This window comes from Nocardia sp. NPDC059240 (assembly GCF_042753865.1).
GTDB lineage: Bacteria > Actinomycetota > Actinomycetes > Mycobacteriales > Mycobacteriaceae > Nocardia.
This window is the reverse complement of the sequence record NZ_JBHZAC010000012.1, coordinates 1-21,087: the sequence shown is the minus strand read 5'-3', so window position 1 is coordinate 21,087 and position 21,087 is coordinate 1. Positions and strand designations below refer to the sequence as shown.

At 62.0% G+C, this 21,087-nt stretch carries 14 protein-coding genes and 1 rRNA gene; 6 read left to right on the top strand and 9 right to left on the bottom strand.

Translation table 11 applies throughout. The features are described 5' to 3' along the window. Positions 1 to 405 precede the first annotated feature (405 nt). Positions 406 to 630: a hypothetical protein gene (locus ACFXHA_RS35285; RefSeq protein ID WP_379363966.1), complete on the top strand. Its 225-nt coding sequence runs from the start codon at positions 406 to 408 to the stop codon at positions 628 to 630. Between the two features lie 1,637 nt (positions 631 to 2,267). Here the strand turns inward: ACFXHA_RS35285 and ACFXHA_RS35280 are convergent. Further along, complete coding sequence (locus ACFXHA_RS35280; protein ID WP_379363964.1) at positions 2,268 to 2,870, bottom strand: hypothetical protein; 603 nt, start codon at positions 2,868 to 2,870, stop codon at positions 2,268 to 2,270. Positions 2,871 to 4,109: 1,239 nt separating this feature from the next. Between ACFXHA_RS35280 and ACFXHA_RS35275 the strand changes: the two genes are divergently transcribed. Then, positions 4,110 to 4,715: a restriction endonuclease subunit S gene (locus ACFXHA_RS35275; RefSeq protein ID WP_379363962.1), complete on the top strand. Its 606-nt coding sequence runs from the start codon at positions 4,110 to 4,112 to the stop codon at positions 4,713 to 4,715. Positions 4,716 to 4,717: 2 nt separating this feature from the next. Continuing rightward, positions 4,718 to 6,667 (top strand): N-6 DNA methylase, encoded by a 1,950-nt coding sequence (locus ACFXHA_RS35270; protein ID WP_379363960.1) that lies wholly within the window; start codon positions 4,718 to 4,720, stop codon positions 6,665 to 6,667. Positions 6,668 to 6,710: 43 nt separating this feature from the next. Here ACFXHA_RS35270 and ACFXHA_RS35265 read toward each other — a convergent pair whose 3' ends face one another. Genes ACFXHA_RS35265 through ACFXHA_RS35250 form a run of 4 tightly spaced genes read right to left on the bottom strand, consistent with a single transcriptional unit; the run spans position 6,711 to position 13,487 of the window. After that, positions 6,711 to 7,133 carry a type II toxin-antitoxin system VapC family toxin gene (locus ACFXHA_RS35265; protein WP_379363958.1) on the bottom strand — a complete coding sequence of 141 codons (423 nt, stop codon included), beginning with the start codon at positions 7,131 to 7,133 and terminating at the stop codon, positions 6,711 to 6,713. Further along, complete coding sequence (locus ACFXHA_RS35260) at positions 7,127 to 10,450, bottom strand: type I restriction endonuclease subunit R (RefSeq protein ID WP_379363956.1); 3,324 nt, start codon at positions 10,448 to 10,450, stop codon at positions 7,127 to 7,129. Before ACFXHA_RS35260 ends, ACFXHA_RS35265 begins: the two co-directional genes overlap by 7 nt. Then, positions 10,450 to 11,745, bottom strand: coding sequence for a restriction endonuclease subunit S (locus tag ACFXHA_RS35255; protein ID WP_379363954.1), 1,296 nt, complete (start codon positions 11,743 to 11,745; stop codon positions 10,450 to 10,452). Before ACFXHA_RS35255 ends, ACFXHA_RS35260 begins: the two co-directional genes overlap by 1 nt. Next, positions 11,742 to 13,487, bottom strand: a complete 1,746-nt coding sequence (locus ACFXHA_RS35250; RefSeq protein WP_379363952.1) for an N-6 DNA methylase — start codon at positions 13,485 to 13,487, stop codon at positions 11,742 to 11,744. Before ACFXHA_RS35250 ends, ACFXHA_RS35255 begins: the two co-directional genes overlap by 4 nt. Positions 13,488 to 15,099: 1,612 nt before the next feature. Between ACFXHA_RS35250 and ACFXHA_RS35245 the strand changes: the two genes are divergently transcribed. Beyond that, entirely contained in the window at positions 15,100 to 15,492 is a 393-nt protein-coding gene (locus tag ACFXHA_RS35245) for a hypothetical protein (RefSeq protein WP_379363950.1), read from the top strand. Positions 15,493 to 15,501: 9 nt separating this feature from the next. Here the strand turns inward: ACFXHA_RS35245 and ACFXHA_RS35240 are convergent, their stop codons facing one another. Both ACFXHA_RS35240 and ACFXHA_RS35235 read right to left on the bottom strand, forming a co-directional pair. Next, positions 15,502 to 15,732, bottom strand: a complete 231-nt coding sequence (locus tag ACFXHA_RS35240; protein WP_379363948.1) for a hypothetical protein — start codon at positions 15,730 to 15,732, stop codon at positions 15,502 to 15,504. Between the two features lie 244 nt (positions 15,733 to 15,976). After that, positions 15,977 to 18,463, bottom strand: coding sequence for a tetratricopeptide repeat protein (locus ACFXHA_RS35235; RefSeq protein ID WP_379363946.1), 2,487 nt, complete (start codon positions 18,461 to 18,463; stop codon positions 15,977 to 15,979). 419 nt (positions 18,464 to 18,882) lie between these two features. On the opposite strand from ACFXHA_RS35235, the gene ACFXHA_RS35230 reads away from it, so the two are divergent. Together ACFXHA_RS35230 and ACFXHA_RS35225 are read left to right on the top strand one after the other, a co-directional pair. After that, positions 18,883 to 19,440: a tetratricopeptide repeat protein gene (locus ACFXHA_RS35230; RefSeq protein ID WP_379363944.1), complete on the top strand. Its 558-nt coding sequence runs from the start codon at positions 18,883 to 18,885 to the stop codon at positions 19,438 to 19,440. 448 nt (positions 19,441 to 19,888) lie between these two features. Beyond that, positions 19,889 to 20,356, top strand: a complete 468-nt coding sequence (locus ACFXHA_RS35225; protein ID WP_379363942.1) for a hypothetical protein — start codon at positions 19,889 to 19,891, stop codon at positions 20,354 to 20,356. Positions 20,357 to 20,364: 8 nt separating this feature from the next. On the opposite strand, the gene ACFXHA_RS35220 is transcribed toward ACFXHA_RS35225, so the two are convergent. Both ACFXHA_RS35220 and rrf read right to left on the bottom strand, forming a co-directional pair. Beyond that, on the bottom strand, positions 20,365 to 20,874 hold the full coding sequence (locus ACFXHA_RS35220) for an SUKH-3 domain-containing protein (RefSeq protein ID WP_379363940.1): 510 nt from the start codon (positions 20,872 to 20,874) through the stop codon (positions 20,365 to 20,367). Positions 20,875 to 20,996: 122 nt separating this feature from the next. Further along, positions 20,997 to 21,087: ribosomal RNA gene (gene rrf / locus ACFXHA_RS35215) — 5S ribosomal RNA — on the bottom strand; the annotation flags it as partial.

The window sequence follows — 21,087 nt, the reverse complement described above, 5'->3', positions numbered from 1 at the left end:
CCGAGTTTGGATGGCTGACAGGCCAATTCTTGGGTGAAGCAATGAGGATCTCTGGGTCCGATTGTCCACGATTCTGGATCAGACCGTGCACAGATTGACGAATTCTCGTGGGTCATCCAATTGCAAGCCGTACCCGCCTGAACAGGGCTTCTACTCGGGATCACACCGTAGGCCGATCCTGTAGGAGGTCGTAATGTCCTGGGACTCATGGGCACTGCTGTCCATCGTCGCCCTCTGCACCACAGTCATCCTCTGGTCCTGCTGGGGCTTCTACTCCGACAGCCACCCGAAAAGCCCTGCTTCCCTGCGCCTCTCACTCACCGGAGGCGGCCATCTCGACGTCCCTCGCCCAAGCGGCACGACATCGGGAAGACATCGAACCGTTATGCCGAAGGTGGTCGGACGATGACCCCCGCCGAGGTGGCTGTCCTGGCCGCCCTCTACCCCGACAAAACACTCACCGCAGCCCAGATCCAACAGTCATCCACCCTGACCACCTGGCGAACCCGAAACGCCCTCGCCCAACTCGAATCCCGCGGCCTGATCATCGCCAGCCGCCCCCGCGGCCGATGGCGAATCAACGCCCGCGGCCGCATCACACTCGCCCTTAAGGAACAGCGGTTTGGGTGATGGTCAATACTCGCCAGCTCGATCGCGACTCACCCACTACCCTCAACGTGGCAGCAATCGCCGAGTTATGAGCCAACGGGAAACGGTCCTAGACGTGTCATTATGTACCGTCGCGTCCAAGTCGCACTGGTCAGCGGAATCCCACCCGTCCGTAGCGTCCGTGTGGTCCCACCTGTGTCGGGTGGTTGTGTCTCGTCGTGATGCCAAATTTGATGTCAAATTTCCCGCAATTACCAGCGATTTCGTACCGCATGATCAATGACCTCTCGGCACGATTCGGCATCGCAACGCCAGCGAATTCGCCCAAAGGGGTCTGTCCAGATAACGGCTCTGGCTCACTTCCGGTGGTGACGGAGAGGCGCTGACGGCACGATGTTGCGGTGGGTGAGGTGACTGTGCCTGCTGCCGTATTGTTTTCGGGGTTGGATCCGCTGGCGGTGGAGGATGTTGTCGACGAGGACGCCCGGATTCTGGTGCGGGCGCGGACGCCAGGTGGCCCGGCGGCCTGTCCCGGTTGTGGGGTGCGGTCCGCCCAGGTACACAGATGTCACCAGCGGATCGGCCATACCGGAACTGACGCTGCAATCAGACCGTCCTGTCCGGCAGTCCCATTTCGAGCCTTTCCGGCCCTCGGCGGGTCAATCGACCGCGCCATCAGGCGTGCCCGTCAGGAAACAAGGATCACGAATCTCGGACCACTGCACGGGATCTCGGGCTCACCGCGACATCTGCCGCTCAGATGACTCGAGGACGAGAACCTTCCCGCCGATGTTGTCTCGATTAGCGGCGCCGCCCGCAGAGCTCCTATGGCCGCTTCATCGTTCTACTTCGTCGGTAAGTAAATTCCTTCTCTCGTGATGCCTAGGTATTCGTCCGCCCAGGTGGGTGCCGCCACTGGCGCATCCGGCAAATCATTACCGGAGTTTACATCCAGTGCGACTGCCTGCTTTCGGTTTCCACCCAGTCGGCACTAATCCCGACGATCCTGAGATGGTCCACCCGTGCCGAGCCGACGTCGAGCACGGTGTTCCACCGCTGTTTCCCCGTCGACGCATCCACGGCGAGGATTTCGAGCGATCTTCGATCCTTCGATGTTCCGCTGCCTTCTGGTCACGCCACCGAATGCCGTGATCGCCAGATCATCGGTTCGCGCCGGTGCCGCTGCGCTCCATTCCGCACCCGGGCCCGCATTCTTATTGGGCGACAACTGCGTCTTGGTCGTCCATTTCTGCTTATCCCCGGACGGATCGATCGCCGAAATAGTTCCGGCGCCGGACGCACAGTACAAGAGGCCGTCACCGGATGAGCACTCACCCAATCTGCTCACGGGATTCAGCGGACTCTTCTGGGAGATCGGCGAAGCATTGAACACCCGCGGCGGATTGAACGGCTTCTTGTTTCCTGCACCAGCCACTGACGAACTACCCGGATGCTCGGACGGCCCGATGCCGCTCCCGCTGCTTCCGTTCGAGCAACCAGATGACAAAGCGAGCAATATCGCAACTATTCCACGCGCTTCTTCGAGACCACTCGCTATCCCCGACTACTGCCGATCCGGCAATGCGAACCACACTATGCGCAGAGGTGAACTCCCGCAACATGAGATATCAACGCGGGCAACGATATTGACCACCTTCTCATGAGGAGGTGGAGCTGCCGCCTAGTGAGAGAGCCTCAGGAAGCATCTCCTCAATCCATCCGACTGTGGCCTCCACCGATGCTGCGTCGAGGCACGCTGTCTCGGTAAAACCATTCTCGGCTGCGACGTTGCACACCTCCGCCACTGGCACGCCTGCGCTCCGCCATCGCTCGACGACCTCGTGCTCGACGGCGAGCGCATCCGTCCGGGGCAGCAGCCATCGGCATTGACTTCCGTTCAGTTCGACGACTCGCCACCCCCGTCGGCGATGGGATTTCAACCTGGTCGATACCGCTCCAGCCACACCAACTTTGAGCGCTCGGCGGCGCTCTGACCAGACTAGATAGAGCACGGTTGGCTCGGTCGCCCGTCGTCGGCGGGCACAGTCGGGGCACCGCACCTCAGTCTCGTCGTGCAGATCGTAATTGGCCGGCAAAAACCAGCCCTCGGCATTCGCCATGGCGCGCAGGGCTGCGATAGCAGCAGTGTCAGCTGCCGTTTCGTCCTTGAGGCCGTGTACACGGATAGCGACTTCGACCTCGCGGAAGATGCGACCGCAGGTGCCGCAACCCGGCAGCCACGCCTTCAAATACCTTGCCATGACGCCGATTGTCCGTCCGAGCCCACGACTCCGGATCCACTTTGTGGATATGACGAGATGCCTGACCTCGCCTCGCCGCAGCGCGCCGGATCACGACGTGTACACACCAAATTCGCGGCCGCGACCTCGAAAGATAGACGAGCGCCGACGATCTGCAGCGTCCGTTCTCGTCGGGCAGATAGTTTTCATGGTGTACGGGCCCTTCGCGCTCTTCGGCATGGTGCCGGAAAGAGGCTTGAGCCTCCAGAAGCTCTGGCCGCTTCGCGGTCCCGCCGCCCGTCAGGATGCGGGCGAGTCGGGCGACCTCGCAGCGCTGTGCTTCAGCCTTCCAGTTCCGCTCGCGCTCCTCCATCCACGCGTCAATGTCGGCGGCGGTGCGCAGCTTGAGGACCGGCCCCGCGCGAATCCATTGCTTGAAGACCCCCCGCGGCCGCGAGTTCGTCAGACCGGTCGTCCATCATCCACGGGTTCCAGTGACTGTCCCTGTGCGTCGAAGCTATGAATGCCCACGCCTGGATGGATGCTCCATCGTTGCTGTGGCACCCGCTCGTGGCTTCCGCAGCATCCCGTCGTGCTCGACGGCTCCCTAGGCCATCCAGCGAATCTAGAACTGGAGCTACGACCAACCCGTCGAAAATGGCCGAATCCAGTCCTTGTATCACCGCTGTCAGCATCTTGGCTCGACGCTCGGCCTGCTCCGTCGGCAGCCGTATTTGCACATCGATCGAGCCTGTACCACCAAATACCAAGATTCACTGCATGATAGCTGAGTTCAGCGACGCCTTTTTGCGGCGAAGGTCGACTGTAATCAAGCCACTTGCGAAGGTTCCTTCGCACGACATCGGTGCTAGTGTGACTCTCGTCCAACAGATCCCGCATCGCCCCGTGGAGATTGCCGTCAGCGCGGGGCGATGCGGACCGACCCGCTTCGCAATAAAGCAAGCAGGAAGACGGTAGGCGATGGGAATTGCCCACTTCAACAGTTCATGGTATCTGCCCCGCCGCGACAGACGCGCCGCCTGGTGCGGAGTAATCGTCGTGGTACTCGTCGTTGTTATCGGTTTCGCCGCCGGGTACGGCGAAGCGGTGGCAGGTGCGCTCGTCACGGTCGCGGCCAGCGCTACGGCATCCGAGCTAATCAAGATCAACCTTCGCAACAGGCCACGTAGCGCATAAACCGACAGGCCAGGGCCATGGCGACGGTTGCCATGGCCCTGGCCTGTCGACCGAGGAAGTCAGGTGTACATCGTGATTAAGGGTGAGCACGTCGCCCTCAGGGATCTGGTGGAGATCACGCCCGGCCCCTCTGGATCGCTTCTGGGCAAACTGGATAGCGAGCCCGATGGCGTCCCCGTGGTGAGTCCCTCGGACATCGTTGGATGGAACCACGTGAACTGGCGGAAGCTACGCCGACTGCCCGAAGATGAAGCGGCGCGGCTGGAACGGTTCCGACTTCAGCGCGATGACATCGTCCTTGTTCGCCAGGGCTCACTCGGCAGATTGGCGCTGATCGGTCCGAACCTAGAACGGGCACTGTACAGCTCCTCGTGTGCCCGAGTACGCGGGCGCGGCAACCGGCTACTGCCCGAATACCTTTCCCTTTACCTGTCCTCGCCGTCGATGCAGGACGAGATGCTCAAGCGTGCGGGTCGAGGAACTGTCCCGTCCATCAACGCGAAAAGCTTGGGCAGCCTACCGGTGGTCGTCCCGCCACTGGACCGCCAGCGTGAGGTGGTCGCGGCGATCAGCGACATCGATGAACTCGCCCTCATACACCGCGAAACCGCGGACCGGCTCGACGTCCTCAAATTCGCGTTGTTCGATGACTTCCTGGACAGGCGGTAAGAATGCACACCACGGATCTCGCGCAGAAGGTGTTCAAGGCCGCCGATGTCCTTCGAGGCGCGATGGACACCGCACAGTACATGGGCGTTATCTCGGTTGTGCTTGCCCTCAAGTGGGCATCCGAGCACCCCGATAGGTTAACGGTCCCCGATGAAGCACAGTGGGATCGGGTGGTCGCGGCCATGGACAGCTCACCGACTGATGCACTGAACAAGGCTGTAACAGTATTGGTTTCGCGCAATCGGGATGTATTCACCGACCCGGTTGTCGAGATCGCGCCCCGCACAGGTCTGAGTGACGCTGCGGCCCGGCAGTTGGTAGCGATCGTGGACGAGATCCCCTTCGGAAATAACGACCCCCTGCTCGACGACGAAGCCGGTCAAGTATTCGAGCAAATTCTCGACGCTTTCGCAGATAGAGACAGGCGTTTTGAGTTCTATACGCCGCGCTCTCTGGTCCAGCTCATGGTTCGACTGGCTGATCCCCAGCCGGGCGACTCAATCTACGACCCGTGCGTTGGCACCGGTGGCCTACTGACCGCCGCCCACACCTATCTCTCGGAGCGGTCCGGACCAAACAACGAGTCTCTGACATTCTTCGGGCAGGACGTAAACCTCGAGACGTGCGCCATCGCGAAGCGCAACCTGATGCTGCACGGGATCACCAACGCATCCATCTTGCGCGGCGACGCGCTTATCGACCCGCGCCACCTCAATGACAGTGGAAGCATGAAGCGCTTCGACCGCGTGCTGGCCGACCCCCCGCTCGGTTTGCGATACCAACAGCAGATGCTGAGCGTCCCTCAACAAACGCAGTACGGTCAGAGCGGGAAGGCGGACCTGATGTTCGTCCAACACGTCCTGGCCTCACTGGCACCTGCCGGCACGGGTGTCATGGCTGTTCCATACGGCGCTCTGTTTCGCGGCGGGGCCGAAGGACTGATCCGTCGCAGAATCGTCCAGGATGGCAGAATCGCAGCCGTCATCGGGCTTGGACCCAACTTGTTCAACCGGACATCGATCCCCATTTGCCTTCTCGTTCTGCGAGGAACCACTGGCGCAGAGTCCAGCGAGCGCGAGGTGCTATTCATAAACGCCCAGCAGGAATTCGCTGTGGATCGTTCGAAGAACCATCTGGCACCCAGCCACATAGAAAAGATCGCGACCGCCTTTCGCGAACGTCGAGAGATCAGCAATTTTGCGCGATTGGTGCCGATCGAGGAGATTGCAGCCAACGATTTCAATCTCAACGTCGGCCTCTATGTCGATTCTCGATCTCTGACCCATACGAGACCGAGCATCGACACCTTGCTGACCGGCGGCGGAGTACCTGCCGAAGACATCCAGGCGCAGCGCAGCAAATTCGCCGCGTTTGGGATCGACCTGCGAGATCTCTTCGTGCCCGGCAAACCCAGACATCTCGATTTCCCACTCCAGGGGTGCGATACAACTGCCGCCACCATCCCGACGCTCACCGCGGCGACTGAGGCCACGTTCGCAACCGCTGTCAGCGACTGGTTTCAGGAGTTCCAGCGAGAGCAGAGCGTTCTCATCAGCCAACAACCGGCAGACACTCAAACCTACTTCGCCGAAAGATTTTGCCACGCACTGATTACCTGGAAGATTCTGGACGACGAACAGCTCAAGGGCCTGTTCGTCGACTGGTGGACGCGCAATCAGAAGGACCTCGATCAACTGCGAAGCGAGACCGTAACCAACGTTGACAGCTCGAAAAACGCCGTGGAGGCGCTTATCCCCGACAGGATCGGCGTAGATCTCGTCGCTGGGGTCATGAGGCTAGTGGCGCACGAACGCAATCAACTGATCGACACGTACCTGGCGTGGGGTGACCAGTACAAGACATCGCTTGTGCAACTGGAACGTAGGCGAGAGCAAGCATCTTCACGCCTCGCAGAGCACCTACACAAACTCGGCTACCAGTGGCCGGTCTAGTAGCAACCGAGCTGATCGGTCCCCGATGACGGGCCACGCCTCCTTACGCAACCAGCTCCCTTGGCGCGATCACTGTCAAACCTTGTGCTTCCGCCACGGCGGCGAGCCGCTTGTCGTAGGTGACGAAATACGTTAGCGCGCTCCCTAATTCGAGAGCCGCAACCACGTGGAGGGCATCCAAGCTGCGCAGGCTGGTATTGGGTGCGAGCTTGCCCGCCTTATCGAGAACTTCAGCCGTCAGCACAATTTGCGCACAGCGATCCAACCAAGCAGTGGCGCGCGCGTGCGTCTCTTGACTGGCACCAGCCGCGTGAAGACCACGGCGCAGCTCGGTCCGAGTCAGGTGAGCGGTGATCTGGCGGGAGGACGCTTGGTCGGCGAGCCAGTTCTGGAGCGCTTCGGAATCTTCTTCCTGCTTGAAAAGCTTGATGGCCGCGCAAGTGTCCATGTACAGGAAGTTCACCATGTCTCCTCGTCGCGCAGAGACAACACTGCCTCGCTCCCGCTTGGTCCGTCAGGAGACGGAGGCTCTAGCGGCATATTTGCAGCTTCTGCCGCTGTCGGTAGGTCCTGCAGTGCGGCCGGATCGAGAACTCCGGCGGAAATTGCACGGGCGACGGCTTGCTCGGCCTCGTCCGGTGAGGCGCTCTGGTCTGTGGTTTCGCTGTCGATCGCTGCCTCGTAGAAGGCATCCGCGAGTGCCATGATGACGGCGTTGATGCCAGGGCCGTCGCTGAAGAAGTAGTCGGCCATTGTGTTGTGGGCCGCTTGATTGTCAACAACCGCTTCCGTGACCGCCGACTGGAAATCCGGCGATTCCATGAACTGCTTCTTCGTGTTCACCTTGGCCTGGCTGATCAGGTCCGGGTAGGAGAGCAGCTGCTGCACCAGTCCCTGCACGAACTCACGGACCTGCGATACGGTGAACGACTCGGCGCCGAAGAGGTCGTTCATCTTGTCGATAACAACCTGCAGCGCAACGTACTTGGGCTCCCTGCGGGTGCCGGAACCGGCGGCACTGATGCCCTTGAGCTCACCGTCGCCGGTCAGCGAGATGTCGACCGCGGTCCCCTTAGTGTGCTTGACCCCGACCAGGACCACGTCGGAGAGGTCGACCTCCGCGGACCAAGAGGAGTCTGCGATGACCTTCTCCAGGAGCCGCAAGAAGATCGACAGCATCTCCATGTACGGGTCGCCGTAGTCGACGATCTGGCTCATGAAGTCATAGAGCCGGACGTAGGTGGAGACGTCCTTGCGGAACAGGTCGAGGGTGTTGAGAGTGACTTTGTCGTCGGCTTCGATTGCAGCCGCGTACCGGCGGGCGTACGCGTTCTTGGCCGGACTGATCGCGGCCGAGAGTGCGTTGTTGCCTTTCCGGGTGACCCACGATTCGGCGACCTCACGTACCTGATCCGGCGTGTAGATCCCGGCCTGGTCGAGCTTGGTAGCGAGGTGAACAACAACGTACGGGTCGGTCTCGTTCTCCAGGGTGGCATTAGTAAAATACGGCTCGAACGCAGCCCGGATGTCCTCAGGCTCGTTCACGAAGTCAATTACGAACGTCTTGCGCTTCTGCTCCCCACCCGCAGTGCGATGAGTGCGGTTGAGCCGAGACAGCGTCTGTACGGCAGTGACCCCGGACAGCTTCTTATCGACGTACATCGCCGAGAGCAACGGTTGGTCGAACCCTGTCTGGAACTTGTTGGCGACCAGCATGATCTTGTATGTCGCGCCCTTGAACGCCGCGGCCAGGTCCGAGCTGGCACCTGGGTTCAGGTTGGCTTCGGTGAACTCGTCGTCCTTGCTCGGCTGCGGCCCCCAGTCCGAAACCCACTCCTCGTCCTCGTCCATCGTCACCGAGCCGGAGAAGGCGACCAGGGTGCGGTAGTTGTACGAGGCGTCCAGGGCGGCCCGCTTGGCGATATAGGCGTCGATCGCCTTCTTGTACTTCACCGCGGCTTTGCGCGACTCGGTCACCACCATCGCCTTCGCCTTGCCCTCCAGCAGGTGGGCGACGTTGGCGTGGAAGTGCTCAACGATGATCTGGACCTTCGGGCTGATATTGGTTGGGTGCAATGTCACCCACCGCATCACTCCCCTGCGTGCTGCAGCCTCATCCACCTCATCGCCGTCGCCGCTCTTGGCCTTGGCGGCGATCTTCAGCGCGGTGTCGTAGGTCTGGTAACCCCTGAGAACGTCGAGGATGTAGCCCTCTTCAATTGCCTGGCGCATCGAGTAGAGATGGAATTCGGCCGGCTTCCCATCAGGACCCTTGCGGCCGAAGAGCTCCAGGGTCTTGTTCTTCGGCGTCGCGGTGAACGCGAAGTAGGAGATATTCTCTGACTCAGCTCGCTCGGTCATCTCGGCGGCCAGGATCGCCTCGACGTCGACCTGACCGCCGTCCTCGATCTCCTTGATTTCTTCGGCGGTCAGCACGGCCTTGAGCTTGGAGGACATCTGACCGGACTGCGAGGAGTGCGCCTCGTCCGCAATCACCGCGAACCGCCGACCCTTCAGCGACGAGTCAGCGCGGATCTCGTCGAGGGCGAACGGGAACGTCTGAACTGTCACCGCGATGATCAGCTCGCCGTTCTTCAATGCGGTTGCCAGCAGTCCGGATTTCGACTTCGCTCCCGCCTTGCGGACATCTTCTGGGCTGATCGTGGCAACGATCTTCCCTGCCCCGTCAATCTGCCGGATCGCCTCTTGCAGCTGCCCATCGAGCACATTGCGGTCCACGACGACGATCACCGAGTCGAAGACCTTCTCGTCGTTCACGTGCAACCGCGCTAGTCGGTGTGCAGTCCAGGCGATCGTGTTCGTCTTGCCCGACCCTGCCGAGTGCTCGATCAGGTACCGATGCCCGACACGCTCCTCGCTCACCGCGGCCACGATGTTTGTCACGGCCTCCCATTGGTGGAACCGAGGAAAGAGCATGCTTGTACGCCGCACCGACGTTCCAGTCGCGACATCCCACTCTTCCTTGGTCTCCACGATCATCAGCCGACCGATGATGTTGAGCCAGGCGTGTTTCTCCCAGACCCGCTCCCACAGATATGCGGTGGCCGACCGCCCGTCCTCGGCGGGTGGATTCCCCGCGCCTTGGTCGTAGCCCGTGTTGAACGGCAGGAAGTGTGTCTTCTCGCCTTCGAGCCTGGTGGTCATGGCCGCCAGTTCGTTGGCCACCGCGAAGTGGACCAGGGCTCGGTGCCCGAACGACAGCAGCGGCTCCAGCCGCCCGTTGGTCATCGGATGTCGACCCTTACGGTACTGATCGATCGCGTCATCGAGAGACTGGGTGAAGTCGGTCTTCAACTCGGCTGTGGCGACCGGTAGCCCGTTGATGAAGAAGACCAGGTCGATGCTGCGCTGGTCAGCAGTGGAGAAATGCACCTGCCGCATCACCCGAACCCGCATCGCCCCGTACTGCTCGTTGGTGGTCGCATTCAGGCTGGTCTCCGGGCGGAACTGCGCCATCTTCAACCGGCCACCGCCGATGTACTGCACCCCGTTGCGCAGGATATTTAAAGTCCCGCCACCGTGCTCTAGAGGCTTGTCGAGCGCCGTGGTCAGCACGTCAAGGAACTTCGACTCCGACCCGGCGGCCTTCAAAGCCTTCTCGTACGCTGTCTGCTGGGTCTGCTTCAGCCAAGCGAAAAGGTCCTCGGGGAATAGTGCCCGCTCTCGGTCGTACCCAGTGTCATCCTCGGAGTAGAGCCACCCGTGGTCGGCCATATACTCGCAAATCTCTGTTTCGAAGACGACCTCGTGGTTGTCGGCCATCAGACCATCTCCCGTACATCGATCTGCCCAGTCACCGCTGCAGTGATCAACGCCCCCCGCCGCTCACGGGCAAGCCCGATGAAGTTCTCCGTCTCAACAATGAGCTCGTCGATCTCAGCGGTCTTCCTGTCCAGGTACTCGACGATTCGCCGCTGCTCGTCGACAGGCGGGAGCGGGATGCGAAACGCCTTAAGATCTCCCATACCGATGGTGCGAATCGTCGACCCATTCTGGAATGAGTCGAAGAATGGCTGCATCGCATCCCCGAACAAAACCCACAGGTATTCAGGGTCAAGAAGGGGCCCACATATCCATGCTGCGAAGTGCTGAGACGTCGCCATCGGAACGCCCATGATGGCCGTTCGTCCAACAGTCGCGTCTCGGGACAGCACGACGGTGTGCGCAGGGAGCAGTCGGGCAGAACTGTTGGCGATTCCGGCATCGCTGATGCGCTGCGTTGTGTCTTGAAGGTACTTGATTCCACGCATCCTGCCGACGTCATGGAGACTCACCCATGGGATATAGCAGTCCGTCCACCAGTCGGCTCTGGAACGGCTTGGCGTGTGCCCACTTTCAAGTTGAGCAACCGAGGTCAGCGGGACAACACGCCAACCCGACGGGAGTTGGTTTGCCCACGACAAGGGGCTCGCGACTTCGTCGGTTGGCGCAGTTCCGTGCAGTGCAATGTGCACCCGGAGTGCGCGCCTGCGCTCGCGAAGCATCTCGATCAGGAGCTGTTGCTCCTCGATGAGCGTGTCGATGCGGGCGGTCTCACGGTCGAGGTAATCGACGATGGCGCGTTGCTCGCCAGGGCGCGCTGACGGAATACGAAGCGCCCTCAGCTTCTCGGCCGTGAGATGCGGAATCGTCGATCCGTTGCAGACCAGGTTGATGATGCCAGCATCACGGTAAGCGCGAAGCACATAAGCGAGATACCGCGTTGACCAGTCGCCGATTGGCCGCACTCGGTTCACCGTCTTCTGGAACGACCAGCCCGGCATGTCGTGGCTAAGCACTGCAGTTGTCCCAACGGCCCCGCCTTCAACGACCAGCAGATCGCCACGGCGGAGGTCAAGACGCGCTGCTTCGCCCTCAGAGAAGGGCATCTCATTGACGTCGGCCAGTCGTAAACCATCGTCTTGGATATTCGCAGCCCGAATGTAAGGGAGAACCGTGTGCGAATCATCGACGTTCTTGCCCGCGTCGAGCATCTTGCCCAGCGTTACGGAATAGGCGGTGCCAATCGGCACAAGCGCAGTCTGATCGCTTTCAAACGGGTTGAGCGTGACTGTCACTTCTCGACCTCGCGGAGCAGATCAATGATCTTGGCAACCTGCCTCTCCAGATCAGCGTCGATCGCGGCAAGGGGACGAGGTGGGACGTACTTGTAGAAGTAGCGGGTGAAAGGGATCTCGTAGCCAGTCTTGACCTTGTCCCAGTCAATCCAGGCGTCGGGTGCGTGGGGCTTCACCTCAGAATCGAAGTACGCCTGGATGACCACGGCCTTGTCGGCCACACCGGCGGTCGAGCCGCCGTAGGTGAAAGGTACGTTCTCGGTGTCGCGTTTCTTCGAGTCTGGCTTAGGCTTGCCCTTGCGGTCCACGACCGGCTTCCCGTCCTTGTCCAACAGCGGACGCTCGACGGTGATGTTCCAGTAGCCGAACTCATCGTTACGCAGCACCTTGGCGTAGTCCGGGTCGGCGTCGGTGAAGTCGGCGTATAAATTCACTACCTTGGCACGGTCCGCCGAACTAACCTCACGGTTCTTGGCGCCAAGGTTCTTACGCATCTTGGTCCAGAACGACGAGCCGTCGATAAGCTGGACGACGCCCTTTCGGCAGGGGTGCTTGGCGTTGTCGAGGATCCAGATGTAAGTGGCGATGCCGGTGTTGAAGAACATGTTCGTTGGCAGCGCGACGATGGCATCGACCATGTCCCTCTCCAACAACCACTTGCGAATATTGGAGGGGCCAGACTCAGCGCCCCCATTGAACAGCGGCGAGCCATTCATGACAATGCCGACCCGGCCACCGCCGTCCTCTGGGGCGCGCATCTTGTGGGCCAAGTGGAGCAGGAAGAGCATCTGCCCGTCCGAGGTCGCCGGGAGTCCAGGGGCGAACCGACCATAGGGGCCAGCTTCGTCGCGCTCTTTCGTAATCGCCTTGGCATACTGCTTCCAGTCGACGCCGTACGGCGGGTTGGACATGCAGAAGTCGAACTGGCGGCCCGTGAACGCATCATCGGTGAGGGTGTTGCCGAAGGCGATTTTGGACGCGTCGTGGCCCTTGGCCAACAGATCAGACTTGCAGATCGCGTACGACTGTGGGTTGTACTCCTGGCCATACAGGGTCAGCTTCGCGTCGGGGTTCTGCGCGAGCAGGTGCTCTTCGGCCAGGGCGAGCATCCCGCCAGTGCCCGCGGTGGGGTCATATAGCGTGCGGATGATGTTGGCCTCGGTCAGGTCGGCATCCTTCTCGGCGAAGATCAGATCGACTAGCAGCCGGATTGCGTCCCGAGGGGTGTAGTGGTCGCCGGAGGTCTCGTTCGCGGCCTCGTTGAATTTGCGAATGATGTACTCGAACGCGTCACCCATATCGGCGTTGGAGACGACGTCCGGATGCAAGTCGACGGCCTTGAAGGACGTGATGACCTCGCGGAGAAGTCCCGCCTTCTCCAAGGCGAGGATTTCTTTCTTGAAGTCGAAGTACTCGAACACGTCAACATCCGGTGAGAACCGGTCGATGTAGTCGGCCAGATTGTCCGCCAAGCCGTCGGCGTCTTTGAGAAGGTTGGCGAACGAGTAATTCGAGGTGTTGTAGAACGGCCGCCCTGTGGCCTGCTCGACCTTGACCTTGAGCTTATTGGGGTTGTCGTACTCTGCCGCCAGCGCGCGTACCGTCTCCAGGTCGGGCTCAAGGATGCAGTCGAGACGGCGCAGGATCGTTAGCGGGAGGATCACGTTGCCGTACTGGTTGGGGCGGTAGGGACCCCGAAGTTGGTCAGCGATCGACCAGATGAAACTACCGAGGTTGCTCACAAGGCTCCTTTACGAGTCTCACTCGACGATGAATGCTAGGCGCCCACCGCTGGCCCGTGTGCGCTGCCCGAACTGGCGACGCACAGTCTGCAGCAGGCCTGTGCGTCACACCAGCATCATCGCGCATCGCGACACCCCGCACGCACGTGGTCGACAGCAGCGACCTGCTCAGGAATCCTTCGCCATCGGCGTCCTCGCCGTCATCGGACCTTGACAAGGCCCCCGATGCACCGGTCGCCCCAGGGCGTGACGACCAGTTGTCGTTCGGAGACCCCGGCGCAGTCGGGAGACGGCCAGACCTTCGCGCTACTGGCTTGCATTTCAGCAGGTAGCCAAAGCGCGCAGTGCCTTCAGCCAGTTTCTGGACCTGCGGGCCCACCCCCACGTTGCGGCTCCTCGCTGTACGACTCCATGCCCCATCACACCGTATGAGAAGACATGCTACAACCCGAGAGATTGCACACGAAAACCGTTGCACACCAAGCGAGTAGAGGAATTGACGCGAGTAGAGGAATTGACCCAAACGACTGCGTCCGAGCGAACGCAGCCTACCCGGCTCCAGGCACAGGCCTTATCAGAACAGCCTTGGCGCGTAGCCAGGTTCTGTCTGCATGGACTGGCAGCGTCAGCTGCATCGGCAACTGCCTGTCATGCGATCAGGAACCATATCGCAAGCAGGGCACCGCGATCCGACATTCGAGGACAACTGCACTTGTACCGTTGAAGTCTTCTGTGCCCGGCTTTGCTTCTTGGCACTTACCGCTGACTTCCGGACGGCCCCGTGCTCAGGGATGCTCTTGCGAACTCCGGAGACCGCCTCCGTGGTGACTCCGCCGAATCCCGCCCTATGCGCAGCGTCTCGACACGCCGAGTCGCTTCGGGTCGGGTTCTCCATCAACCAGTGTCGGATGTACGCCCGCTGATAGTCAGCGGCCTTCTTCCGCGCGATTGCCTCAGCGGCATTCTTGCGTTCGAGCCGGGCGGCAGCCCTCTTCCGCTCGACGAGGCGCGCTGTCTTCCGTTTCTCTTCGACGAGGCGCGCGGCGGCCTCCTTCTTCGCGATCTGCTGCGCGTGCTTCCTGAGAACCCTGGCAGCCGCTTCCTGACGGACGGCCGCGACAGTCTTCTTGCTGACCGAGAATCCTGCTTGACGTGCCGCATTCCGACAATCCAAGGTGCTGCCATTCGGGTTCTCCACCAGCCAGTGTTCGATTTGATGAGATGTCCTTGTTGCTGGGCTGCGTCGATCGTGCTGCGCAGGCTGGAGAAGGATCGGTGCTGCGGGGTGAGGCTGGCGTCGGTAAGAGCACTCTGTTAACAACCTTCATCGAGCGCTGACTACCAGGGACTGTGCTGCGCGTGGCCAAATTGGGCAAATCGCCTTAGACCGTGCCTCACGTCGTTTCCGGCATGTAGTAATCGGTTGGACGGCATGATGTTCGGCTGTGAACGATGTGCCTGTCCAAGCGGCTGGTGCCCGACGAGTTGTGGGCGTTGGTCGAGCCGTTGCTGCCGGCTTTCGAGCCTCGTCGGCGGACGGATATCGGCGAGTTCTAGGATGGGGGTCCAATTCTTGTCGAGAACGCGGGGGATGACGATGGATCCTGTTGTGGTGCAGGCAGGAACAGCGTTGGTGAAGCTGATGGCCACCGATGTCTGGTCCGGGGCGAAGCGCGTGGTCGTCGACTGGTGGGGTCGGCACCATCCCGAGCAGGCCGAGCAGGTCGGCACCGATCTCGACCAGCTCCACGAGGAAGTCATCGACGTCGAATTCGACGACGAGACCCGCGAAGCCTATGCAGGGTCGTGGCGGATCCGGTTGCGTCAGCTCATCGCCACCAATCCCGAACTGGCCGAAGAACTTCGGCAGCTGTTGACCGAGCAGCTCAACCCGATGCTCGAAGCAGCCGCTGGGCAGACGACGACCACGATCAGCCAGACCGCGACCGTGGCCGGTAGCAACAACACCACCACTCAGGCCGGAGGCAACATAACCTGGAGTTGAGCCCGGCGACTACAGCGCTGGGGCCTGGAGCGCGGCCTCACCGAGCATCCTCACCGGTCCACCCACCTGCGCCTGGGTGGCCAGCACCGAAGAGCAGGTGCACGGAGCCGGGATGCCGGGGATCGCGATGCTGCGGCCGGGCCGCCTGGCCCCACCAACGAGGCCGTGGCTGATCACCGGTCGCGGGTCGAGCAGCGGGCCAGTGCCGTCGGGTCGGGTGTCGTGGTGCAGACTGGCCACGATGCCGTAATCCCCGTGTATTCCGGGGTGTGGTCCGACGGGGTAGTGGTGCCGGCGTTGATCGGTGGGGCCGGGGTGATCGAGTCACCGTGTCGAGGGGCTGGGCGCCTTGACCGAGCGTGAGGCCTCCTTGTTCGGCCGCGACAACGCCATAGACCTCGTGCTGCAGGGGCCTATGCGAATCTGAACTAACCACTACCCAGATGTCGCCTACCTTGCCGACCAAGATCACCACGACGGGCTGTTATGAGCAGGCTCCTTGGCCGGTCACTTCGTCGAGGTTGTCCCGGACCATCGCCGTTAGCCGGTGATCCGGGCCGAGTACCCGCTCGCAATCGGCTAGCAGGCGTCGGCAGAGAGGGATCACCCGAGACACGTCACCCGCCATCCAGTAGGCGTAGATGAGGTTGTTTCGCGAGGTGAGTGTGGAGGGATGCGCCGGACCGAGCACTCGTTCCCGATCGGCGACCGTCCGTTCGTGCAGGGGGATCGCCCGACCCTGATCTCCCGCCTCGTCATACGCACAGGCGAGGTTGTTGCGGGCGGTCAGCGTGCCGGGGTGGTCATCCCCAAGTAAGCGTTCGCTATCCGCGAGCATGTGTTCGTACAGGGGAAGCGCCCGACCCAACTCCCCCGCAGCCCGATATACGCCAGCGAGGTTGCTACGTGAGGTCAGCGTGTCGGGGTGATCACCACCGAGAACTCGCTCGGTGTCAGCCAGAGATCGCTCGTACAGGACGATCGCGCGCCCAAAGTCTCCCGCCATCCGATAGGCAGTGGCGACATTGTTACGCAGAGCCAGTGTCTGGGGATGGTCCTCGCCCAGCACCCGCTCGACATCAGCGAGGGATCGCAGGTACAGCGGGATCGCACGCCCCAATTCTTGGGTCTCGACGTAGGCGTGGGCGAGGTTGGCGCGAGCGACGGAGGTTGAGGGGTGGTCGCTGCCGAGCACTCGCTCGCAGTCGGCGAGAGCACGTACACCGGCCAGAGTTGCCCGCGACAGGTAGCCCGCGGCCGTGTAGGCGCGGGTGAGGTTGTTGCGACTGTCCAGTGTGGCAGGATCATCGCTGCCGAAAACTCGCTGCCGATCCGCGCAGGTGCGCTCATAAAGAGGGATCGCCCGTCCTAGATCCCCTGCGGCATAGTACGCGCTGGCGAGGTTGTTGCGCCCGAGCAAGGTGCAGGCATGGTCACCGCCGAGGGCTCCCTCACAATCGGTGAGTGTCTGTTCGAACAGGGAGATCGCCTGCGGTAGGTCCCCCGCGTGCTCATAGGCCGACGCCAGGTTGTATCGGGCCGACAGGGTGGCGGGTTCATCGCCGTCGCGCAGGATCGCATTGCCTGCCACGGCCCGCTGCAACAACGACAGAGCACGACCCGGCAGGCCTTGCTCAAGAAGGCAGACAGCGACCGAGTTGAGGACCTTCGCGGTGGTGACGGTGTCGGTCTCTGGTCCGCTGTAATCCGCGAGCGCCTCCGCATGCGGCAACAGGGGCCGCCATGCCGGTCGCAGCCTCAACTCATCGAGGGTGCCGGGCAACGCCTGCGCCAGCGTTCCAGTGGCGCGCCCCAGCGCCGACAGGACTTTCGCGGGGGTGCGGTGAGGGTCGGCGGGGTCGGCGGTGTGGGTGACCGCTTGCACCAGCCGGTGGATCGAGACTGTGCGGGTGGCCGGATCGGGGGTGATCATGCTGTAGGCGGCAAGTACCCCGACTGCGGCGGTACAGGTTGCCGGGTCGGCGAGCCCGTCCCAGAGTTCGGCCGGGATGGCCTCGGGGGCATACCAGGCCAGCACCGCCAGCAACTCGACTGCGAACGGCTCGGTTTCGGCGATGCGGTCCAGGGTGACCCGCCAGATCCGTGCCAGGGTGCGCTCGGGTGCGATCCCGACCGCAGCCTGCCCGTACATCCTGCCCGGCTGCCCCACGAGCAGGGTCAGGTAGTCGCGAGGGGTGAGGAGGGAGTTCTGCGCCAGAAACGCGGCAGCCTGATCGACGGCCAGGGGTAGATGCCCTAGCATCTCGCACAGGTCGGACGCACCGTCAAGTTCCCGAGGCCCGCCCGTAGTGACGGTACCGCAGAGCAGGGCCCGGGATTCGGACGCGTTGAGCACATCCACGCCCACCACCAGCTCGGCCTGCTGCCAGCCGGTGGAGAGCCGACTGGTGATGATCACTCGGCCCGCACTGCTGCGGGTGCGGGCCAGGATCTGCTCGATATCGGCGGCGACGGTCACATTGTCGAGGACCACCAGCCACCCATCGTGGGACACCAGCCATTGCAGTCCGCGTTCCGCCAGGTGTTTCACCGACAGGACCGAACTCAGGGCCGGTTGCAGTGCTGCCGCAAAGTCGGCCAGCCCCTGCTGAACGGCGGCCGGGGAGTCCGCGGTGATCCACCACACCGGTGTCCACCGGTGACCGCGGGTGGCGATCCATTGGGCGACCAGGGTTGTTTTCCCGATCCCACCCAGCCCATGCACTGCCGCGACCACGACCGGTCCCGAGCCGACCAGGGCTTCGTCGAGGCAGTCGAGGTGCTGGGCGCGGCCGACGAACCGGGCTGCTGTCAGACGGTGATTGCTCAGCCCGGACGGGGCTTGCACCGCCGCCACCGGAATCAGCGCCTCCGGCGGCAATGCCGACACGTCCCCGCCTGCTTGCACGATATAGTTGCCGTCGCCGACCACCACCGCCGACTGCTGCACTGCGCCAGGCACCCGATCCACTTATCCCTCCCCCGTTCGACGCCCGGATACAGGGAACCGTAGGACCCCGCAATCACGTCCACTCACCGTACGGCATGTTCCCGAACGCATTCCGCAACAATAAATCTCACGCCTACGGAAATCTCTACCGAACAGCCAACATCATTGCGGAACCAAGGGTCCCGGGGGCGTCAGTCTGGGTGGAGAGACAACTTGGCGCGAACCAGGAGTAGGAGCTGTCCTCCGAACAACCCTGCCGCGCAGGCGGAATAGTCGCGCGCCACGCCATCGGCAAGCTCGAGCGAACACAGGCGGTCATAGACCGATGCGACAATCGAGCCCTTGATTCCAATACGTTCAAGGCCCTCAGCGCAATTCGCGCGGTTGTTCAGAGCCCGGAGGAGTATCTGGAGGCTGCCGAACTGACCGATCAGGCCCTGGTGATCGACCGTGAACTGGGCGACCGGACCGGCGAGGCCGAGAGGCTCGCAGACCTCGGCAACATGCGCGCGAGAACCGGAGACTATGGCGGGGCGGCCGACCTACAGTACGCGGTCGTAGCCAACCGCAAAATCGGTAGTCGAATCGGCGAAGCGTATGCCCTCAGCAATCTCAGCACCCTCCGCGAGAAGACCGGTGGCTACACCGAAGCAGCCGATTTGCAGCAGCAAGCTCTGGCAATTTATCGCGAGATCGGTAGTCGTCCAGGTGAAGCCCTGGTACTCAACCGGCTCGGGCGCCTTCTCATCAGTGCCGATGAACTACATAGTGCTTGGCGAACGTACACCGACGCTCTGGACGTAGCCTATGACACCGACTTCTTCCTCCATACCCGCGTGCTGGAAGGAGCCACGTATTGTCTGGCCAGCCTTGGTGATACAGACAAAGCGAGAACCCAACTACGCGAAGCTATCGCCATGTATCGACGCATCGGTGTACCCGAATCTCCAACAGCGACAGCCAAACACACGATGCCCCCGTCTCACCTGACGGATTGACAGTCGCGGTCTAGACAGCTTGCCCGCTCTCCATCGGCGCTGCGTTGGAGAAAACCTTCACGAATTCCTACGGGCGCTCGACCTCGGTCGGTTGAGGAGCAGCCGTACCTCCGGATGCTTTGGGAAAGCATGGAGATCCGGCGGTGACGCTCAGGGATTGATCTTGCGATGGTGCGAACTGGAGGACGTAGCCGTCGGAGGTGTGCACCGGCGCCCAGTGTTCGGCAGCATCTTTCTGAAGGGTCCGCCCTCAAGCGGTCCATGCGTTGCGGATAAGCAGACGGAGCCCAACATGCTGACGATCATCAACCATCCGTAGGCGCTCGGCCGGGGCCGAGCGCAGGTACAAGCAGCCTGGCCCTCCATCGGCCGCCATGCAACGAATAGTGGGAAGCAGGGAGAGCCTGGTCCAAGTACTCCGGGACAGACCACCACTAGGAGTTCGGCCATGTCAGCATCGGAAGATGGGCGTTTCGAGGAGGTCGCGCGGAAGGCGCGGCGGGTTCAGGATGCTATCGATTTGGTTCGAGGGACGACCAGGGTTGCGGGGATTCGGATCGAGGTTGCCGCTGACGGGCGGATCACTGGGCTGGAGTTGGCGGATCAGGCTCTGGCGCAGGCGATTATGTTTGCTCATTCGCAGGCGCTCGATCATGCCAAGGAGCAGGTGGCCGAGCATCAGCGGCTGCTTGCGGACGACAACGTTGTTTCGTCGGTCATTCGCAAACTCGTCGCGGAGGAGCAGCCTGAACCCTCGCCGACATCTCGGACCTACCCCTTGTCGTCGACCGGTCCGCTCAATGGGTTCCATCTGTCCCCTCCGCGGAAGGAGCCGGCGGAAGAACCCTGGGACGATCCCGATTACCGGAACCCATTCGCGCTGCCCCGAGAAATCCAGCGCCGCTATGGATTGTGAGGGATTCCCTAGGTCAGCTGGAATTGGCGGATCGGGGTGATTGTGCGGCCGCGGTGGTGGGAGAGGAGGGGTTGGGGGGTTCGGTGGCGGCGGACTATGAGGTCGAGGGCCTGGGGGAAGGTTTCGCCGAGGAGGTGGAGGGCCAGCGGGCCGTCGGAGACTACTCGGGCGTCGTCGAGCATCAGGAGGAAGGCTGTGCCGGTTGCGTTGGCGGCCAAGGGGGTCATGTGGTGGCCCAGGGCTGCTTCGATGTCGGCGTAGCGTTCGTACATGCCGTTGGCTACATCTATGGGGTCGAAGAAGAACGGGTCAGGGGACCAGAGGGCACCGAGCAGGTTGGGAATCTGGAGAGTTAGGTTGCCGAAGGATTCGAGGATCGAGGCCGCGGGGCGGGAGATGTGGTAGCCCTCGGATTCGAGGCGATCCCGCCAATCGGTGATGTCTATGCGGCGAGAAGAAGTCCAGCCGGCTGCAGTGATCGCTTGCGTCGTAATCGGGTTCGGCCAGAAGAAGCGCATAGAGGATATTCGCTGCGGAATAGCGGTAGGCGCGTATCGATTTGGTTGAGGTTGTCCGGATAGGACTTGCCCCGGAAACGCAGAAACCCCCTGACCGAGGTCAGGGGGTTTCGCGAATGATGTTCCGGCGGTGTCCTACTCTCCCACACCCTGTCGAGTGCAGTACCATCGGCGCAGGTGGCCTTAGCTTCCGGGTTCGGAATGGGACCGGGC